Raw genomic sequence first — 18,257 nt, forward strand, 5'->3', positions numbered from 1 at the left:
CCGGTGCCGTAACCAGGCTAACGCACCACTCCGACAAGTGATTCCCCCATCGGGTGTTGACTTCTCGGGCGGTCGCCCGCTCAGTCCCGCAGCAGGTCCGGGACGCCGTCCGTGTCCGGCTGGTCCCGGCGGCCGGAGACCACCGTGAGCTGCTGGGTCGCCCTCGTCAGTGCCACGTAGAGCACCCGCAGACCCGCCGGCGACTCGTCGGCGATCTCCGCCGGCGAGACGACGACGGTCGCGTCGTACTCCAGTCCCTTCGCCTCCAGCGAGCCGAGCGCGACGACCCTCTCGCCGAGCCCCGCCAGCCAGCGCGCGGCCTGTTCTCGACGGTTCATGGCGACGACGACGCCGACGGTGCCGTCCACCTGCTCCAGCAGCCGCTTCGCCTCCGTACGTACGGCGGCGGCCAGGTCCGCGCCGTCCGGAAGGACCGCGTACCGCGGGCGCACTCCCGTGGAGCGGACCGCGGACGGGGACTTCATGCCCGGCATGGCGAGTCTGAGCACCTTGGCCGCCAGCTCGGCGATCTCCGCCGGGTTGCGGTAGTTGACGGTCAGCTCGAAGCGGCGGCGCGGACGGGTGCCGAGGGCCTCGTCGCGGGCCTCGGCCGCCTCGTCCGGCGAGGACCAGGACGACTGGGCCGGGTCGCCGACGACCGTCCATGTGGCGTGCCTGCCGCGACGGCCCACCATCCGCCACTGCATGGGCGTGAGGTCCTGTGCCTCGTCGACGATGACGTGCGCGTACTCGGTGCGCTCCGCCGCCAGCCGTTCGGCCCGTTCGCGCTGCGACTCCTCGCGCTGCGGCATCAGCTCCTCGAGCCCGGTCAGCTGGTCCAGCGGGTCGAGCTCGCGCCGTCTGCGGGGACGGGCCGGGGTGCCGAGCAGCGTGTGGAGCTCGTCGAGCAGCGCCACGTCGTGCACGGAGAGACCGTCCCGGCGCAGCGAGCGGGCCAGCCTGCGCACCTCCCCCGGGTTGAGCACGCGGCGCGCCCAGCGGCCGAGGCGCCGCTCGTCCGCCATGGCGGCCAGCACGGCTCGCGGGGTCAGCTCGGGCCACCAGGCCTCCAGGAATGCGGTGAAGCTGTCCTCGCCCGTGACGTCCTCGTCGAAAGAGGAGCGGAGTTCGGCGGCGAGTTCGGGATCGCCGGGGTGACGGCCCGCGGCGCCCGACTTGGCGTACAGGGCGTCGAGCAGCAGCCGCCGGGCCCGCGGGCGCAGGAGGTTCACGGGGGCGGTGCCGCCGAGCACGTCGCTCCGGATGCGCTGCAGTTCGTCGGCCTCCAGCTCGAGCCGCCGCCCGAAGGCGACGACGCGCAGGCGGGTGGGCGTGCCCGCGGGGGCGGCCGGCTCCTCACCGAAGGCGAGCTGCTCGTCCGTGCCCTCGGCGGGGGCCTGTGCCGGCATCTCCAGTGCGCCGCGTGCGGCCTTGCGCAGCACCTTGAGCATCCGTGAGGAGCCCTTGACGCGGGCCACGGCGGGTTCGTCGTAGACCGTCGCCTCCGCGCCGTCCACCAGCGAGCCGACGGCACGGATCGCGACCTGGCCCTCCTCGCCCAGGGACGGCAGCACGCCCTCGGTGTAGGCGACGAGCAGGGGGGTCGGGGAGACGATCAGGATGCCGCCCGCGTAGCGGCGCCGGTCCTGGTAGAGCAGGTAGGCGGCGCGGTGCAGGGCCACCGCCGTCTTGCCGGTGCCGGGGCCGCCCTCCACGTAGGTGACGGAGGCAGCGGGGGCGCGGATCACCAGGTCCTGTTCGGCCTGGATGGAGGCGACGATGTCCCGCATGGTGTGGCTGCGGGCCTGTCCGAGGGCGGCCATCAGCGCGCCGTCACCGATGACGGGGAGCGGCTCCCCGTCGAGGGTGGCGGTCAGCTCGGGACGCATCAGGTCGTCCTCGACGCCGAGGACCTTGCGGCCCTTGGAGCGGATGACGCGCCGGCGCACCACGCGGCCGGGGTCGACGGGAGTGGACCGGTAGAAGGGTGCGGCGGCGGGGGCGCGCCAGTCGATGACCAGCGGTGCGTAGTCGGAGTCGAGGACGCCGATGCGGCCGATGTGCAGGGTTTCCCCGATGTCGGCCGTGTTGTCGGGGCGTACGGCGTCGTCGGCGGGCTCGACGGAGGTGTAGGCGCCGTCCGGGCCCTTCTTGCCGTCCTTGCCGTACAGCAGGTCGATCCGGCCGAAGAGGAAATCCTCGAACTCGTTGTTGAGCCGGTTGAGGTGGACGCCCGCGCGGAAGACCTGGGCGTCCCGCTCGGCGAGCGCGCCGGGCGTGCCGACCTGGCCCCTCTTGGCGGCGTCGTTCATCAGGAACTCGGCCTCGTGGATCTTCTCCTCGAGGCGGCGGTACACCTGGTCCAGGTGTTCCTGTTCGACACCGATCTCACGGTCTCGCACCGAGTCGGCGGCGGAGCCGACCACGGATTCGACAGCGGCATCCTGCGCGGCCACCGGGCCCCCTTCTGACGTGCACTGGGCAGCCGTCAACCGTACGCCACGGGGGGAGGTTATTGCACCTGTCCGGGCCGCCGGCCCGGGAGCCAGCGGACATGGCGGTGGGGCCGGGGGCCGGGGGCCCGCAGACATGGCGGTGCGGCCGGGGGCCGTACAGCACCCCGGCCGGAAGGCTTCGGCCCGCTACGCGTCGACCTCCACGAGCCGCCGGCCGTCGAACGTACGGACCTCGAAGTGGTCGATGTCGCCCGGGTCCATGGCCGAGCCGCCGTGCACGTACAGCGGGCTCTTGGCGGCCGTGTTGGGGCTGTCGGGGATTCCGTAGCCCCACTTGGGCACGGCCCACGACGTCACGACCTCCTCCTCGCCGGTCTTGGAGACGGCGATGAGGTTGCACTTCAGGGGGCCCTTGACGTTCTTCAGTTCCAGGACGGCGTGGGTGCCCCAGCCCTTCTTCTCCATGCCGACGACGGCGCTGACCTTGGTGGTCGCGTCCGTGGCCTGCACCTTCTCCTCCATGTGGTTGAAGAAGGCATCCTCGGCGGGACTGGTGGGGTGCGGCTCTGCGCCCGCCACGTTGCTGCCTGTGTCGTCGGCGGTCACGACGACCGCGACCGCCGGCCCGCCGATGATCAGCGCTGCGGCCGCCGCGAGCAGGTACATGCCGCGCCTGCGCTTGTGGGCGCGTTTGACGGCGACCTCGCTCAGCAGGCCGTCGAGCACCTTGGGGCTCGGTGAGGTGGGCACCACGGGGACCGGTCGGGGCGGAGGGAAATCCGCCTCTCCCGGCATTCCGGGCAGGCTGTAGACGTTGCTCTGCGGCGGTGCCTGGGCGGGCGCCTGCGCGAGCATCGCCAGCAGCGGCTCCATTCCCGAGAACTCGTCGAGACGGGCGGCACAGATGTTGCATCCCGCCAGATGCGCCTCGAAGACGGAGGCGTCCGCTTCGTCGAGCACGCCGAGCACGTACGCACCGACGGCGTCGTGTACGGACTCTTGCTCGTACATGGTCATGCCGAGACCCCCCTCTCCTCAAGAGCGAGCTTCATGGATCGGAGCGCGTAGAACACGCGGGACCGGACAGTCCCGCTGGGTATGCCGAGCGTTTCGGCCGCTTCATTGACCGTACGCCCCTTGAAATACGTCTCGACAAGAACTTCCCTGTGGGCGGGCGTCAAATCATCGAGTGCATCTGAGAGCGTCATCAGCCACAACGCCTTGTCGATCTCGTCCTCCGCGGGCATGACCTCCAGCGGCGACGGATCGACCTCCTGCGGCCGGGCCTGCCGGCTGCGGTGACCGTCGATGACGATGCGCCGTGCGACCGTCACCAGCCAGGGTCGGACAGAGCCGGTAGCACGGTTGAGCTGGCCGGCGTTCTTCCAGGCACGGATGAGCGTCTCCTGAACGACGTCCTCGGCGCGTTGGCGATCGCCGGCAACGAGACGCAGTACATAGGCAAGCAACGGCCCTGCATGTTCACGGTAGAGGGCACGCATCAACTCCTCGTCGGGGACGGAGGTGTCGACGCGTGGCTTCTCGCTTCGATGGCGGGCCCGTTGCGGACGGTCATCGGCCACGGCGGCATCCTTGCGCACCTGAACCTCCTGGTCGAGACCCTGTTGTCGTCGGCTGGCTGTCGTCCCCCTTCACTACGGGTGCAGCGGAGGATTCATTCAACGCCGGCCGAGGAAACTTCAAGATCTTTTACAGAGGTCTTCCGGCGGTGTCTCGCCACTCGCTCGCGGTTGCCGCACACCTCGCTGGAACACCAGCGTCTGCGCCTGCCCCGGGAGGTGTCCAGGTAGACGCGGCGGCAGTTGTCGCCCTCGCACTGCCGCAGCCGCGAGTGCGCGACGGGATCGGTGAGGAGTTCCACGGCGTCCCGCGCGACGACCGCGAGAAGCGCCGAGCACTCCGGCGCCGAGCACAGGGCCCGTATGAGCCCGCCGCCCTCGTCGCGTACCGCCCTGATGCCCGGCGGGGCGCCCTGCGCGCGGGCGTTGACGATCGCGAGGGCGCGCTCGGCGCGGGCGTCCTCTGGTCCGCCCCGCACCAAGCGGTCGATGCAGTCGCGCAGTTCGACGAAGCCGGCCACCCAGGTGCCGTCGACGCGGGCAAGGTGGGAATCGGCGGGTACGAGTCCGGCGGCAACAAGCCAGTGCGCCAACCGCCGTGGTTCGGCGAGGGGTTCGGGGCCGTCGGCATGGCCGTCGGCGTCCGGTGCCGTCGCCACCAGGTCCAGGCAGATGCGCCCGGAGTCGAACCGCCACTGGTACGAGCCCATGCCCGCCGCCGCTGTCATGCGCCTGTCACCGCCTCGGGATCACCGTCGGGTGTTCCCACCAGAGTGCCCGCCTGCGGGTGCGGCCGGAAGCCCGCATCGAGCCTTGGACGCACGGACATGCGATTGCGACGCTCGCCCATGTTCCGCACGAGGGCAGGCCTGTTGACTGGGCGCATGACACAAAAGAGGGGTGCAGGAGCCGTTCTCGCGTCGGCCACCGTGGCGACCGGGCTGGTCGCGGGCGTCTGGTACGCGTTCGCCTGCGCGGTGATGCCCGCGCTCAGCCGCAGCGAGGACCGGACCTATGTCGAGGTCATGCAGAACATCAACGAGGTCATCGAGAACCCCGTGTTCTTCGCGGGCTTCTTCGGCGCGCTCATCCTCACAGCCGTCTCGGCCTGGCAGCAGCGCCGCACACCGACGGGCCGGTGGGTGACGGCCGCGCTGGTCCTGTACGTCCTGGTGTTCCTGGTCACGTCCGCGGCGAACGTGCCGCTCAACAACGAGCTCGCCGCCGCGGGCGCCCCGGACGAGATCGCCGATCCGGGCGCCGTACGGGAGAGCTTCGAGGACCCGTGGGTGCTCTGGAACATCGTGCGGGCGGTGCTTACCACGGCGGCTCTGGTCTGCCTGTGGCGCGCCACGTCGCTCCTGCGCGCGGCGCGACACGCGACGGGTGGTCAGGCGTCGGCGTACTTGGCGTCGGACGCCGGGTCGAGGGCCAGCCGGTAGCCCCGTTTGACGACGGTCTGGATCAGCTTGGGCGCTCCGAGCGCCGTACGCAGCCGCGCCATGGCCGTCTCCACGGCGTGCTCGTCCCTGCCGGCGCCGGGCAGGGCACGAAGAAGGTCGGAGCGGGCGACGACCCAGCCGGGCCGCTCGGACAGGGCGCGCAGCAGGGCCATCCCGGCAGGCGGCACCGGGCGCAGTTCGTCGTCGACGAGGACGGCATGGCCGCGGATCTCGACACGGCGGCCCGCGACGGGGAACGTGCGGGCGCGGGCGGGCAGTTCGACGCCGAGCAACTGGACGAGCGGGCCCAGCCTGAAACGCTCCGGCTGGACCGTGGTGACGCCCGCGGCCTGCAGCGGCACCGCGGTGACCGGGCCCACACAAGCGGCGAGCACGTCGTGGTCGAGGGCGGCCAACAGGTCCGGCAGCAGCCCGCGTTCCTCCGCCCGGGACATGAGCGACACGGCGGCCGGGGCGCTGGTGAAGCTGACGGCGTCCAGCGAGCGGGAGACCGTCGCGTCCAGCAGCCGGTCGAGCGGGGCGACGTCCTCCGGCGGCATCCACCGGTAGACGGGCACGAGGACGACCTCGGCACCCCCCGCCCGCAGTGCCTCCACGAACCCCGGCAGCGGCTCACCGTGCAACTGGAGGGCGACCCGGCGGCCCGCGACACCCTGGGCAAGGAGCCGGTCGAGTACCTCCGCCATGGACTCGGACGCCGGGGACCACTCCTCGTTGAGTCCCGCCGCGCGGATGGCACCCTTGACCTTGGGCCCGCGCGCCAGCAGCTCCGTGCCGCGCAGCCGGTCCAGCAGCTGCTCGCCGAGCCCCCAGCCGTCGGCGGCCTCGACCCAGCCGCGGAAGCCGATGGCGGTGGTGGCCACGGCCACGTCGGGCGCGTGGTCGATGAGTCCCTTGGTGGCGGCGAGGAGCTCCGTGTCGTCCGCGAGCGGAACGATGCGCAGTGCGGGGGCGTGCAGGACCGCGGCGCCGCGCCGCTGGAGGAGCGCGCCGAGTTCGTCGGCGCGCCGTGCGGCGGTCACGCCTACGGTGAAGCCCGCGAGGGGGCCGTGCGGTTGGCCTTGGTCGTGCATCTCGGTCGTCCCCACTGGAGTGCCCTGCTGGCCGGGTGCCATTGAAACGGTGAATGGTCAACCGAGCCTGCCAATACTGCGTGACAGGCTCGGTTCGCCAATATTTCGCTGCCGTAAACGGGACCTCCCGGCCGGACCGGTCACACCTCTGCGTAGCTGAGCTGGGCCTTCGGCTCGGCGACCGTGGTGGTCCCGGTCACAGTCACCTTCGCCGTCCTGCGCAGGTATACGAACCAGCAGACCGCGAAGCACACGACGTAGTAGCCCAGGAAGGCCACGAACGCGCCCGTCCCCGTGCCGGAGCTGATGAACGACTGCCGGAGGGAAAGGTTGATCCCCAGCCCTCCGAACGCTCCCACGGCGCCGATCAGGGACATGGAAGCACCGGACAGCCGGCGCGCGTACGCCGCCGCCGTCTCCCCCTCCATGCCCTCGGCCTGCGCCTTGGCGCGGAAGATGCCGGGGATCATCTTGTAGGTGGAACCGTTCCCGATTCCCGTGAGCACGAACAGGACGATGAACCCGGCGATGAACAGGCCCAGCGACTCCTGAACGGAGGCCGCGACGATCACGCCGGCCGCGAGCGCCATCAGGGCGAAGTTCCACAAGGTCACCCGGCCGCCGCCGAGCCGGTCGGCGAGCCGTCCGCCGACGGGCCGGATCAGCGAGCCGAGCAGCGGGCCGATGAAGGTGAGCGAGGCGGCCTGCAGCGGGGTGCGGCCGAACTGGTTCTGGAGCACCAGGCCGAAGGCGAAGCTGTAGCCGATGAAGGAGCCGAAGGTGCCCACGTAGAGGAAGGACATGATCCAGGTGTGCCGGTCCTTCGCCGCCTCGCGTGCGGCACCGGCGTCGTTGCGCACCGGTCCGAGGTTGTTCATGTAGCGCGCGCTCAGGACCGTGGCCAGGACGATGAGCGGGATGTAGATGGCCAGCAGCAACCGCGGCTGCGCCGCCCCGGCCACCGCGATGATCAGCAGACCCAGCAGCTGGACCACGGCGACACCGATGTTGCCGCCGCCGGCGTTCATGCCGAGCGCCCAGCCCTTGAGGCGGAGCGGATAGAAGCTGTTGATGTTGGTCATCGAGGAGGCGAAGTTCGCTCCGCCGATCCCGGTGAGGATCGCCACCAGCATGAACGTGGAGTAGGAGGTGCCGGGCTCCATCACGATCAGCAGGGCGACGGTCGGTACGAGCAGCATGCCCGCGCTGAAGATCGTCCAGTTGCGGCCGCCGAAGCGGGCGACGGCGAAGCCGTAGGGCACGCGCAGCGCGGCACCGACCATCGACGCCACCGCCACGAGGAAGAACTTTCCTGCCGGGTCGATCCCGTAAGCCGGGCTCATGAAGAGCGCCAGCACCGAGAACATGCTCCACACGGAGAACCCGATGTGCTCGGAGATCACCGAGTAGACGAGATTCCGCCTGGCGATCTGCTTGCCCTCCGCCTCCCAGAACACCTCATCCTCGGGGTCCCACTGCTCGATCCATCGGCCAGCCATCACGCGCCTCCACGGTCCTCGGTTCGTGAAGGCGACGTTAGGAACGGCTCGTTTCGACCCCGGTGGCTACAGGTGACCGGCGCGAAACCTTGCTCTCACCTGTCCGTCAGGCGTCGTGTGAGCGGCGGGGGCCGGACGGCCCTTTCAGCCCCGGGTGCGGGCGGCGGGAGCCGGACGCCCGTTCGGCCACAGGCGCGGGCGGCGGCGGGCCGCCAGGTCCTCGGCCCAGCCGAAGAGCGCGATGCACACGGCGATCAGCGCCCAGGCGACCAGCAGCACCGGGACCCAGCTGTCCAGCAGCCAGGGGGTGCGCTCGGCGAGCAGGTCGATGTCCCACATGCGGTCCCACAGGAGGGCGGCGAGAAGGATGCACACGTTGTGCCACAGGTAGACGGTCACGGCCCGTGCGTTGAGGAGGGTGATCACGCTGTCCCACTGGCGCAGCTTCGGCGGCCACACCTCCCAGGAGGGACTGAAGTGGAGCAGGAGCATGACCGCGCCCAGCGACCACAGGGCGTCGGCCGGCGGAATGCCGTCCAGTTCACCGCCTCCGCCGAATCCGTGGCGCCCGGCCCACCACAGCCCGGCGAGCATCACGAACGGGGCGACGGAGGGCACGACGTACCGCGGCAGGCGCTCGAGGACGCCTTCCTGACGGGCCATGCCGAGGATCCAGCACGCGCCGAAGGTGCTGAAGTCGGTGAGCGCCGAGTCGATCCGCTCGGGCATCGAGAGGTAGCCGGCAGCGAGCCCGAAGGAGAGGGCGACCGGTGCCGCGAGGGTCGCCCACGGCAGCTTGCGCAGGCAGCGCAGCAGCATCGGCGACAGGAGCACGAACCACAGATAGGCGCGCAGGTACCAGAGCGGCTCCGCCATGTCGCCGGCCCATTCGGCGGCGAGGAACGGCGGATCGCTCAGCGGCAGGATCCAGAAGACCGCGGAAAGACCGGGGCGCCACCCGTCGATCAGCATGGCGGTCACCGCCACGGCCCCCAGCACCCACAGCGGGGGCAGCAGCCGCCGCACCCGGCTGCGGATCACCTGCAGCGCGGGGCGGGCGAGGGAACGCACCATCAGGGAGCCCGCGAGCGCGAACATCACGCCCATGGACGGGAAGACGAGCGGGAGCCAGGCCCAGCCGACCAGGTGGTAGAGCACGACCCGGAAGAGGGCGAGCGCCCGCAGCAGGTCGAAATAGCGGTCCCTGGTGCCCGCAGACGCCGGGGCGGTGCCGACCTGAGCCGGCAGCTGGACCGTCTGCGGCGTGTACGGGGTCATGCGACGGGCCTCCGGTCTCCGGCAGCCTCCCGGGCGCCCTGGACCGCCCCGGGGGCAGCCTCCACCGCGCCGGTGCGCCGCAGTTTCTGCCAGCGCAGCCGGCCGCCGGTCAGGGCGGTGATCCAGGACTGCAGGAGCACCACGTACATCAGCTGGCGGTACAGGATCTGCTGGAGCGGCAGCGACACGAGGTGGACCATGCGTTCCTTGTCGAGCCGGAAGGCATAGGCGGCGCAGACGGCCTGGACGGCGAGAACGCCGAGCCATGCGGCGATCGTCTTCTGCGTGGGCCCGAAGACCAGCCCGTACAGCAGGAAGACGTCGATCAACGGGGCGAGCAGCGGCGCGAGGACCATGAACAGAGAGACCAGCGGCAGGCCGACGCGGCCGAAGCGGCCGGAGGGCCCGCGTTCGACGAGCGCCCGGCGGTGCTTCCAGATCGCCTGCATGGTGCCGTAGCTCCAGCGGTAGCGCTGCGACCACAGCTGCTGCACGGACTCGGGGGCCTCGGTCCAGGCGCGGGCCTTCTCCGCGTAGACGACCCGCCAGCCCTCGCGGTGCATGGCCATGGTGATGTCGGTGTCCTCGGCGAGGGTGTCCTCGCTCATGCCGCCGACCTGCTCCAGCGCGCTGCGGCGGAAGGCGCCGATCGCGCCGGGGATGGTGGGCATGCAGCCGAGCAGGTCGTACATCCGGCGGTCGAGGTTGAAGCCCATCACGTACTCGATGTGCTGCCAGGCCCCGATGAGTGTGTCGCGGTTGCCCACCTTCGCGTTGCCGGCGACCGCGCCGACGCGCGGGTCACCGAAGGGCTGGACGAGTTCACGGACGGTGGACGGCTCGAAGACCGTGTCCCCGTCCATCATCACGACGATCTCGTACCGGGCGTGCCGGATGCCGTTGTTGAGCGCGGCGGGCTTGCCCGAATTGGGCTGTCGCACGACGCGGACGCCGCGCAGCTGCATCGCCTCGACGATGTCGGCGGTGCCGTCGCTGGAGCCGTCGTCGATGACGATGACTTCGAGGGGGTGGTCGCTCGCCATCAGCGAGCGGACCGTGTTGGCGATGCACTCGCGTTCGTTGTAGGCGGGGACCAGCACGGACACCGGGCGGGTGATCGGCGGTCCCCAGCTGAAGTTCTTCCGGCGTACCTTGCGGGCGTGCGCGAAGGAGAGGATCAGCATCAGCCCGAAGCGGGCGAAGACCAGCACACCGATGACCGCCAGGCACACGACAAGGATCTCGGTGGTGTTCTCGGAGACGGCGACGGCCCCGACGAACGCTTTGCCCTTCCACAGTTCGGGCCCGGTGACCTTGGTGTGGGCGCTGGGTGCGCCCAGTGCCTCCGTGAGGTTGGTGAACCGGTAACCGCGCTCCTTCATGTCGGGCAGGAAGCGGTCCAGTGCCGCGACCGTCTGGGAGCGGTCGCCGCCGGAGTCGTGCATCAGCACGATGGAGCCCTGGGTGCCCTTGGGGGTCGCGCGCTTGATGATCGCGTCGACGCCGGGGCGCTTCCAGTCCTCCGAGTCGGTGTTGTTGAAGGCGGTGATGTAGCCGCGGGTGCCTATGTACTGGGTGACGGGCCAGGCCTCGTTGTCGAGGGCGTCGGAGAAGGACGAGTACGGCGGCCGGAACAGGGAGCTGCGGATACCGGCGGCGCCGGCGAGCGCCAACTGGTTCTGCGACAGCTCCCAGTCGATGCGGCTGGTCGACTGGAAGGACAGATCGGGGTGGTTGAACGTGTGCAGGCCGACCTCGTGGCCCTCGCGCACCATCCGTTCCACCAGCTCGGGGTGGCGGGAGGCCATCGTGCCGGTGACGAAGAAGACGGCGTGCGCGTCGTACTGCTTCAGCCTGTCGAGGACCTTCGGGGTCCAGACGGGGTCGGGGCCGTCGTCGAAGGTCAGCACCAGCCGCCGGTCGGGGACGCTCAGCGCCCTCGGGTTCTTCTTGTCGCGGGCGTCGATGACGGGGCCGCCCGCCAGTATGTGCTCGGGGACCTGGTCGGTGGGGGCCGGGGGGCGTACGCGGTGGTCGGCGAGGATCTCGCTGTGCACATAGCCGCGCAGCATCAGCATCGCGAGCAGCGCGACGAGGAAGAGGACGGGCAGCAGATAGCGCATCGGCAGTCTGCGGCGTACGACGCGCTTGGGGCTCCGCCGCTGCGGAGCCCCTGGGGTGGGGAGGGTCATCTACTACGCTGCGCTCTCTTGCACGGGTGGTTCGGGGGATCCGCTGACGGGGGCGGGCTCCGAGGGGCCGGCGTCGGAAGGATTGCCGGTGTCGGGCTCGGGGGCGCTGTCGTCGGGGGTGGCGGAGCTCGTCGCGGGGCCCTTGGAGGGCCCGCCGGCCGGCCGCTGGGTGGCGGCGGGGGAGCTCTTGCCGGGTGGGTGCGCGGAGGGCTGCGGGCTGCTGCCGTCCGCGTTGCCCGAGGGCTGCGGCAGGACCTCGTCGGCGGACGCGCCGGGGGCGGGCACACCCGGGGACGCGTGCGGTGTGACCACCGAGGAGTCGTGGTCGGTGGGGGCCGGCTGTATCTCGACGTGCTCGGGTTGGCCCTCCCCCGCCTGTCCGAGGCCGGGGAGCCAGGGGGCGGTGGAGTTGCCGCCGGCGAGAGCGGCCACGAGCGTGATCGCGTAGCAGGCGCACGCGGCGGCCAGCACCCAGCCGATGAGGCGCAGCTTCTTGCTGCGCCGACCGCTTTCGTCGACGAAGACCGGCCCCTCGGAGCTGTCCGTCGCGGCGATCGGTTCGACCGGCAGGTCCCGCAGTTTCCGTCCTATGCCGTCGAGCTGAATCGTCACCTCGTGCGGCTCGTGCGTGTGACCGGTACCGACGTTTTCTTGCCATTTTTCCATGGCTGGTGGCACATCCCCCCACTGACTGGAATCGGGGTGTGCGCACGGCTCCTCGGCCGCATCCGGACTCGGGTCCCCACCCTGTCCGAGCGCTCCAACCCACTCACTCACCCGGTCCCTGAATGTAGCGCAACCGGAAGGGGCCCGTGCGCCATGGTCAGGTGTTGTCACACATCAGCGACATATCACGTTCCGGCAACCATTCTTCGGCGGCCCTTTTCAGCCACCCTTCGCGGCCTGCCAGTTCGGCCGCCGCCGCACGCAGCGCGTCCAGACCTGGATGCCTCAACCCGGCACGCCAGACCATCGACAGCGGCGACAGCGGAACGGGGTCGATTATCGGCCGCAACACCGTACCCGGCATGGCCGGAAAGTCGACGACCGCGAGGACCGGATTGCGGGTCTTCGCCATCACCCGCCGGAACTCCTCGACTCCCACCGCCATGGGCGCCGGCGGCGCGACGGCGATGCCGCGCCCCGCGAAGAGCAGGCGCGCCAGCTCCGTCCACTCCAGCGTCCGCGGATTGCCCGCACCCGCATATACGGTCTCGCCCGCGAGCGCGTTCAGCGGTACACCGTCCAGTTCCGCCAGTGGATGGTCCTCGGGCAGCAGCACGGCCATCGGCTCGTACCGCACTGGCTGCTGGGACAGCAACGCCCCCAGGGCCGGGTCCAGGCCCGCGAAGCGACCGAAGGAGACATCGAGCCGTCCGGCGGCGATCTCGCCGGCGGCGCCGGTCAGACCGCTCTCGAACCGGGCCATCAGCTCGCAGTCGGGGGCGAGTTCACGGGCGCGCTCCAGGACCCGGCCCGAGGTCATGCCCGCGCTGTTGAGGTCGACGAGCAGCGGACGCGCGACCCCGGAGGCCGCGGCGAGCAGCTCGTCGTGCGCCTCGAGAACCCTGCGCGCGTACGGCAGCAGCCGTTCGCCGTCGGCCGTGAGCGTCACCTGCCGGGTCGTGCGGACGAACAGCTCGGCCCCCAACTCCCGCTCCAGCCGCCGTACGTCACGGCTCAGGGCCTGCTGGGCGACGTAGAGACGGGCGGCGGCGCGGGTGAAGTGCAGCTCGTCGGCGACGGCGGCAAAGGCGCGGAGCAGCCGTGGTTGCAGGTCCTGGGGCACAGCGCATTCAACAACACCGGTGCGTGAATGGCCACCGCGCAGGTGTTGGACCGGCCCCGGGGGCGGCGCAGAGGCTGGACGCATGCCGCATCCCGCCCGGTCCGAGGAGACCGCTCACCCGCCGCTGCTCGCGCTCACGTCCGACTCACTGGTGCTCGCACCGCGCGACGGGCCGAGGGCGCCGCGCAGGCCGCCCGGGCCTTACAGCCGGTTGTTCGCAGCGCCCGGCGCGCGCGCCTTCACCGCGGGCAATCTCGTCGCGCGGCTCCCCATGGGGATGTTCGCGGTCACCATGATCGCCGGGGCGCGTGGCTCCTACGTCCTCGCCGGGGTGGTCACCGCGACCGGCCTCGCCGCCACCGCACCGGGCGCGGCGGCGCTCGCTCTCGTACTGGCCGCGGGTACGACAAGGGCCCGGCAGCCGTAGCTGTCGGGCCCAGTCGTACATGGGACACGGAGCTTCGAGGGCTTTGCGCCCCCGAGGCTCCATCGGTGGAGATGGCGGGAATCGAACCCGCGTCCAACGGTGCAGAATCAGGGCTTCTCCGTGTGCAGTCCGCTGCGCTTTTCTCGGCCCCGGAGATCACGCGGACAAGTCTCCGACGGGCTCAGCCACTGTTTGATTTCCCTCTACTCCCCGTGACCGGGCTTAGAGGTTTAGTTCCCTGGCTGATGCCAGGATCCGGGTCGGGAACAGCCCCGGGCTGACACTTCGCAAGTCGCTACTTAGGCAGCGAGGGCGAAGGAATCGCGCTTGGTGTTGGCGATTATTGGTTGCGACATATGGTTTACGAGATCATTGCCGCTTCCTCGACACGCTTCCCCTGCTTCGACATCCGCTGTCGAAACCGATCATCCCCATGTTGTTTTTTCAAACCCCGTGAGGGGTGCGCCCCCCTTGAGGGGCAGGTGCCATCGTACGTGACCAACGCACGAAGGTGCCAGCGTATTCCGCGCGGCCACGGCCTGTCGTTCGGATCAGGCCCTACGACCGCTGCTTGCGCCGGACCGCCGACATCGCGCGGTCCGCCTCGCGGCGGTCCTGCTTCTCACGCAGCGTCTGACGCTTGTCGTACTCCTTCTTGCCCTTGGCGAGCGCGATCTCGACCTTCGCCCGGCCGTCCTTGAAGTACAGCGCCAGCGGCACGATGGTGTGGCCCGTCTCCTGCGACTTCGACTCGAGCTTGTCGATCTCCTCGCGGTGCATCAGCAGCTTCCGCTTGCGGCGGGCGCTGTGGTTGGTCCAGGTGCCCTGGCTGTACTCGGGCACGTGGACGTTGTGCAGCCAGGCCTCGTTGCCGTCGATCTGGACGAAGCCGTCCGCGAGCGAGGCCCGCCCCTGACGCAGCGACTTCACCTCGGTGCCCATCAGCACGAGACCGCACTCGTAGGTGTCGAGGATGTGGTAGTCGTGCCGCGCCTTCTTGTTCTGCGCGATCAGTTTGCGCCCTGTTTCCTTTGCCATAGTGCGGCCATTTTCGCACTACGACCCGCCCCCGAGGCCACTCAATACTGTCTGGGCCCGCTTCTCCGCTCCCTCGCCCGTCACCAGGTCGGGAGTGATGCCCTTGTCGTCGACGCCGTGACCCGACGGAGTGCGGTAGTGGCCGACGGTGAGCTCCGCGACGGAGCCGTCGGGCAGGCGGCTGGGCATCTGCACCGAGCCCTTGCCGAAGGTGCGTGTACCGACCGTGACGGCGCGGCCCCGGTCCTTGAGCGCCCCGGTGACTATCTCCGCGGCGCTCATCGTGCCGGCGTCGACGAGCGTCACCACGGGCCGGTCGGTGTCACCGCCCCGTTCCGCGTAGAGCGCGCGCTGCTCGCCGCGCACGTCGTACGTGGCGACCAGGCCGCCGTCGAGAAACGCCGACGCGGCAGTGACGGCTTCCGAGACCAGGCCGCCTTCGTTGCCGCGCAGGTCGAGCAGGACGCCGGCGTCCGCGGGGGCGCCGCGCACCGCGTCCCGCACCCGCTTGCCGGAGCCCTTGGTGAACGAGGTGACCTTGATCAGGACGGCCCCGTGCGGAAGCTGCTCGACGGTGACCGTCTCGGTGGTCAGCACGGCCCGGATCAGGGTCTCTGTCCAGCGGTGCCCGTCGCGCTCGAGGCCCAGGGCCACGCCGGTGCCGTTGCCGCCGCGCAGCAGGGTCACGACCTCGGTGACCGGCCGTCCGGTGACCTTCTGCCCGTCGATCGTCAGGAGCCGGTCGCCGGCCCTGATCCCGGCTCGCGCCGCGGGGCTGCCGGGCTGCACCCTGGCGACCTCGACACGGCCGTCGCCCGCACGTCGGGCGCCGAGGCCGACGCCGGTGTACTCGCCGTCGAGGGCCTTGCGGAACTCCTCGTACTCCTGCTTGTCGTACACCGCGCCCCAGCGGTCACCGCTGCGGCTGACGACCTCCTCGGCCGCCTTCGCGCCGGACTTGCCCTCGGCCGCCGCCTCCGCGGCGGCGCGTTCCACGTCCCCGCGGTCGACGGTCGCGGCAGCGGCGCGGGCGGAGAGGGGGCGGGGCGAGCTGTGCTCTTCGTGCGGCAGGCAGTTGGTGGCCGCGGCGGCGGCGACAACGACTCCGAAGACCAAAGTCAGGGCTGCCCCACGGCGGATGCCGTGGGGCCGGGGACTGAACTCGGGGCCCGACATGGCGTTGAGTCTAGGACAAGCAAACGGCGCCGTACGGAGGTTGAGCGCGCGGCGCCCGGGGCGCTTGTCACACCTTCAGGTACTTGCGCAATGCGATGAAAGCGGCCACAGCGGGCATCAACAGACCGATGACCAGCACCAGAGGCAGCACGGAGATCACCGCGTCCCAGCCGATGAAGTTGACGAGCTGCATCTTCTCCGAGAGCGCCAGGCCGTTGTCGATCAGGAAGTAACGGCCCGCCAGCAGCATCACGGAGGCGACCACACCGCCCAACAGGCCCGCGAACGCGGCCTCCATGATGAACGGCATCTGGATGTAGAAGCTCGAGGCGCCGACGAGCCGCATGATCCCCGTCTCACGCCTACGGCTGAACGCCGAAACACGCACGGTGTTGACGATCAGCATCAACGCGATGATCAGCATCAGGCCCATCACGAAGATCGCGGCCACGTTCATGCCGTTCATCAAGGAGAAGAGGTTCTCCAGGATGTTGCGCTGGTCCTGGACCGACTGGACCCCGTCCCGGCCGGCGAAGGCCGTCGCCACCACCTTGTACTTCTCCGGGTCGTCCAGCTTCACCCGGAACGACTCCTGCATCTGGTCCGGGGTGATCGTGGACGCGATGGGGGTGTCGCCGTACTGCTCGCGGTAGTGCTTGTAAGCCTGTTCGGCCGACTCGTGATGGACCGTGTCGACGACGTCCATGCCATTGAGGTCGGACTCGATCTGCTCCTTCTGGGCCGTGGTGACGGCGCCCTTGGAGCACTGGGGCGACGTCGCCGCGTCGTTCTTGTTGCAGAGGAAGATCGAGACGTTGACCTTGTCGTACCAGAAGTCCTTCATCGTGCTGACCTGCTCACGCATGAGCAGCGCACCGCCGAACAGGGCGAGCGAGAGGGCGACGGAGACGATGACCGCGAAGGTCATCGTGAGATTGCGGCGGAGACCGACGCCGATCTCCGACATGACGAACTGGGCGCGCATGGCGTGCTTTCAGCCTTTCCTGTCCGGGCTCAGTGCTGGTAGCCGTAGACGCCGCGTGCCTGGTCGCGTACGAGACGGCCCTTCTCGAGCTCGATGACGCGCTTGCGCATCTGGTCGACGATGTTCTGGTCGTGAGTCGCCATGATCACGGTGGTGCCTGTCCGGTTGATCCGGTCGAGCAGCTTCATGATGCCGACGGACGTCTGCGGGTCGAGGTTTCCCGTCGGCTCGTCCGCGATCAGCAGCATCGGCCGGTTGACGAAGGCACGGGCGATGGCCACACGCTGCTGCTCACCGCCGGACAACTCGCCAGGCATCCGGTCCTCCTTGCCACCGAGGCCCACGAGGTCGAGCACCTGAGGCACGGCCTTGCGGATCTCACCGCGCGGCTTGCCGATGACCTCCTGGGCGAACGCCACGTTCTCCGCGACGGTCTTGTTGGGCAGCAGGCGGAAGTCCTGGAACACGGTGCCCAGCTGGCGGCGCATCTGCGGCACCTTCCAGTTGGACAGCCGGGCCAGATCCTTGCCGAGGACATGGACCATGCCCTGACTGGCGCGCTCCTCGCGCAGGACCAGCCGCAGGAACGTCGACTTGCCGGAACCGGACGAGCCCACGAGGAAGACGAACTCGCCCTTCTCGATTTCGAGGGAGACATCGCGCAGGGCAGGTCGGTTCTGCCTGGGATAGGTCTTGGAGACGTTGTCGAATCGGATCACGGGTGCACCACGGTCGGCCGGGAGTAGGTGTGCGTGACCTTACGCGACTGCGCCGCGGCCGCGCAGTCGACGTCCTGAGTTGCACGTTTTGTCCGTTCGCGGATCGGGTGTAATCCGGCGGGCCGCGCCGAAAAGCGCGCGAGCTGGCACAGTGGTAGGGGAACAGTCGCGTTTCCCTGGGCGTTGTCGGGAGAGAAATGTGCTTGCGGTCCGCGCCTGCGGCCCCGGCGCGCGGGAGCGGGAGGAGGAGAGCGCATGACCTACGACCGATTGGTGTGCGCCAGCTGCGCGGCCCCCGTGGCCGAAGGCCGTTGCCCGGTGTGCCGTGCAAATCGTCAGCGGCTCCAGCAGGAAGGTCCCTTTGCCGGGCTGAGCCCGGCTGCCCTGCTGGCCCTGTTGGTGGTCCTGGTGGCTGCGGTGGCCCTGCTGGCACATCAGACCGTCTAGCGGTCGCCCACTGTCGGAGAAGGGCCCGGAGTGCTGAGCAGACGCTGTTGGTTAATTCGGGCCCGTGCGTGACGTCGGCTCCCAAGACCTGGTTGTGGTCTTGGGAGCCGACGTTGTCGTATGGGGTGGGTGTCG

At 70.1% G+C, this 18,257-nt stretch carries 16 protein-coding genes, 1 other RNA gene and 1 pseudogene; 3 read left to right on the forward strand and 15 right to left on the reverse strand.

Translation table 11 applies throughout. From position 1 onward, the window contains the following. Positions 1-80: 80 nt before the first annotated feature. The 4 genes from ACZ4SA_RS32880 to ACZ4SA_RS32895 form a co-directional block, all read right to left on the reverse strand. Entirely contained in the window at positions 81-2,456 is a 2,376-nt protein-coding gene (locus tag ACZ4SA_RS32880) for a HelD family protein (RefSeq protein WP_468281570.1), read from the reverse strand. Positions 2,457-2,642: 186 nt separating this feature from the next. After that, a complete protein-coding gene (locus tag ACZ4SA_RS32885) occupies positions 2,643-3,473 on the reverse strand; it encodes a zf-HC2 domain-containing protein (protein ID WP_468281571.1) in 831 nt (276 codons plus the stop codon). Further along, positions 3,470-4,057 (reverse strand): sigma-70 family RNA polymerase sigma factor, encoded by a 588-nt coding sequence (locus ACZ4SA_RS32890; RefSeq protein ID WP_468281572.1) that lies wholly within the window; start codon positions 4,055-4,057, stop codon positions 3,470-3,472. Before ACZ4SA_RS32890 ends, ACZ4SA_RS32885 begins: the two co-directional genes overlap by 4 nt. 74 nt (positions 4,058-4,131) lie before the next feature. After that, on the reverse strand, positions 4,132-4,764 hold the full coding sequence (locus tag ACZ4SA_RS32895) for a CGNR zinc finger domain-containing protein (protein WP_468281573.1): 633 nt from the start codon (positions 4,762-4,764) through the stop codon (positions 4,132-4,134). Between the two features lie 156 nt (positions 4,765-4,920). On the opposite strand from ACZ4SA_RS32895, the gene ACZ4SA_RS32900 reads away from it, so the two are divergent. Beyond that, positions 4,921-5,478, forward strand: coding sequence for an anthrone oxygenase family protein (locus ACZ4SA_RS32900; RefSeq protein WP_468281574.1), 558 nt, complete (start codon positions 4,921-4,923; stop codon positions 5,476-5,478). Here the strand turns inward: ACZ4SA_RS32900 and ACZ4SA_RS32905 are convergent. The 6 genes from ACZ4SA_RS32905 to ACZ4SA_RS32930 all read right to left on the reverse strand — a co-directional run bounded on the left by ACZ4SA_RS32905 (position 5,427) and on the right by ACZ4SA_RS32930 (position 13,330). After that, on the reverse strand, positions 5,427-6,572 hold the full coding sequence (locus ACZ4SA_RS32905; protein WP_468281575.1) for a uroporphyrinogen-III synthase: 1,146 nt from the start codon (positions 6,570-6,572) through the stop codon (positions 5,427-5,429). The two genes, ACZ4SA_RS32900 and ACZ4SA_RS32905, sit on opposite strands and share 52 nt — an antisense overlap. Positions 6,573-6,712: 140 nt before the next feature. After that, positions 6,713-8,071, reverse strand: a complete 1,359-nt coding sequence (locus ACZ4SA_RS32910; RefSeq protein WP_468281576.1) for a nitrate/nitrite transporter — start codon at positions 8,069-8,071, stop codon at positions 6,713-6,715. Positions 8,072-8,215: 144 nt separating this feature from the next. Continuing rightward, positions 8,216-9,349: an acyltransferase family protein gene (locus tag ACZ4SA_RS32915; protein ID WP_468281577.1), complete on the reverse strand. Its 1,134-nt coding sequence runs from the start codon at positions 9,347-9,349 to the stop codon at positions 8,216-8,218. Continuing rightward, positions 9,346-11,472, reverse strand: coding sequence for a glycosyltransferase (locus tag ACZ4SA_RS32920; protein ID WP_468281582.1), 2,127 nt, complete (start codon positions 11,470-11,472; stop codon positions 9,346-9,348). The genes ACZ4SA_RS32915 and ACZ4SA_RS32920 overlap by 4 nt, the downstream gene beginning before the upstream one ends. A gap of 72 nt (positions 11,473-11,544) precedes the next feature. Beyond that, a complete protein-coding gene (locus tag ACZ4SA_RS32925; protein WP_468281578.1) occupies positions 11,545-12,207 on the reverse strand; it encodes a hypothetical protein in 663 nt (220 codons plus the stop codon). A 157-nt stretch (positions 12,208-12,364) separates the two neighbouring features. After that, complete coding sequence (locus ACZ4SA_RS32930) at positions 12,365-13,330, reverse strand: LysR family transcriptional regulator (RefSeq protein WP_468281579.1); 966 nt, start codon at positions 13,328-13,330, stop codon at positions 12,365-12,367. A gap of 82 nt (positions 13,331-13,412) precedes the next feature. On the opposite strand from ACZ4SA_RS32930, the pseudogene ACZ4SA_RS32935 reads away from it, so the two are divergent. Beyond that, positions 13,413-13,694, forward strand: a pseudogene (locus tag ACZ4SA_RS32935) (MFS transporter); the annotation flags it as partial. 126 nt (positions 13,695-13,820) lie between these two features. Here the strand turns inward: ACZ4SA_RS32935 and ssrA are convergent. The 5 genes from ssrA to ftsE all read right to left on the reverse strand — a co-directional run bounded on the left by ssrA (position 13,821) and on the right by ftsE (position 17,675). Further along, positions 13,821-14,190: a transfer-messenger RNA gene (gene ssrA, locus ACZ4SA_RS32940) on the reverse strand. 125 nt (positions 14,191-14,315) lie between these two features. After that, entirely contained in the window at positions 14,316-14,795 is a 480-nt protein-coding gene (gene smpB, locus ACZ4SA_RS32945) for an SsrA-binding protein SmpB (protein ID WP_356631789.1), read from the reverse strand. Between the two features lie 18 nt (positions 14,796-14,813). After that, positions 14,814-15,971: a S41 family peptidase gene (locus ACZ4SA_RS32950; protein WP_468281580.1), complete on the reverse strand. Its 1,158-nt coding sequence runs from the start codon at positions 15,969-15,971 to the stop codon at positions 14,814-14,816. A 67-nt stretch (positions 15,972-16,038) separates the two neighbouring features. Beyond that, complete coding sequence (gene ftsX, locus ACZ4SA_RS32955) at positions 16,039-16,956, reverse strand: permease-like cell division protein FtsX (RefSeq protein ID WP_468281581.1); 918 nt, start codon at positions 16,954-16,956, stop codon at positions 16,039-16,041. A gap of 29 nt (positions 16,957-16,985) precedes the next feature. Beyond that, on the reverse strand, positions 16,986-17,675 hold the full coding sequence (gene ftsE, locus ACZ4SA_RS32960) for a cell division ATP-binding protein FtsE (RefSeq protein ID WP_005316903.1): 690 nt from the start codon (positions 17,673-17,675) through the stop codon (positions 16,986-16,988). Between the two features lie 255 nt (positions 17,676-17,930). Between ftsE and ACZ4SA_RS32965 the strand changes: the two genes are divergently transcribed. Then, a complete protein-coding gene (locus ACZ4SA_RS32965; RefSeq protein ID WP_356631783.1) occupies positions 17,931-18,122 on the forward strand; it encodes a hypothetical protein in 192 nt (63 codons plus the stop codon). The last annotated feature ends 135 nt before the right edge of the window (positions 18,123-18,257 follow it).

This window comes from Streptomyces sp. NPDC027962 (genome assembly GCF_055566095.1).

Excerpts from the sequence above, each read along its gene's own strand:
- ACZ4SA_RS32885 (WP_468281571.1), bottom strand. The coding sequence starts at position 3,473 with ATGACCATGTACGAGCAAGAGTCCGTACACGACGCCGTCGGTGCGTAC.
- ACZ4SA_RS32895 (WP_468281573.1), bottom strand. The coding sequence starts at position 4,764 with ATGACAGCGGCGGCGGGCATGGGCTCGTACCAGTGGCGGTTCGACTCC.
- ACZ4SA_RS32900 (WP_468281574.1), top strand. The coding sequence starts at position 4,921 with ATGACACAAAAGAGGGGTGCAGGAGCCGTTCTCGCGTCGGCCACCGTG.
- ACZ4SA_RS32905 (WP_468281575.1), bottom strand. The coding sequence starts at position 6,572 with ATGCACGACCAAGGCCAACCGCACGGCCCCCTCGCGGGCTTCACCGTA.
- ACZ4SA_RS32910 (WP_468281576.1), bottom strand. The coding sequence starts at position 8,071 with ATGGCTGGCCGATGGATCGAGCAGTGGGACCCCGAGGATGAGGTGTTC.
- ACZ4SA_RS32915 (WP_468281577.1), bottom strand. The coding sequence starts at position 9,349 with ATGACCCCGTACACGCCGCAGACGGTCCAGCTGCCGGCTCAGGTCGGC.
- ACZ4SA_RS32920 (WP_468281582.1), bottom strand. The coding sequence starts at position 11,472 with ATGCGCTATCTGCTGCCCGTCCTCTTCCTCGTCGCGCTGCTCGCGATG.
- ACZ4SA_RS32925 (WP_468281578.1), bottom strand. The coding sequence starts at position 12,207 with ATGGAAAAATGGCAAGAAAACGTCGGTACCGGTCACACGCACGAGCCG.
- smpB (WP_356631789.1), bottom strand. The coding sequence starts at position 14,795 with ATGGCAAAGGAAACAGGGCGCAAACTGATCGCGCAGAACAAGAAGGCG.
- ACZ4SA_RS32950 (WP_468281580.1), bottom strand. The coding sequence starts at position 15,971 with ATGTCGGGCCCCGAGTTCAGTCCCCGGCCCCACGGCATCCGCCGTGGG.
- ftsX (WP_468281581.1), bottom strand. The coding sequence starts at position 16,956 with ATGCGCGCCCAGTTCGTCATGTCGGAGATCGGCGTCGGTCTCCGCCGC.
- ACZ4SA_RS32965 (WP_356631783.1), top strand. The coding sequence starts at position 17,931 with ATGACCTACGACCGATTGGTGTGCGCCAGCTGCGCGGCCCCCGTGGCC.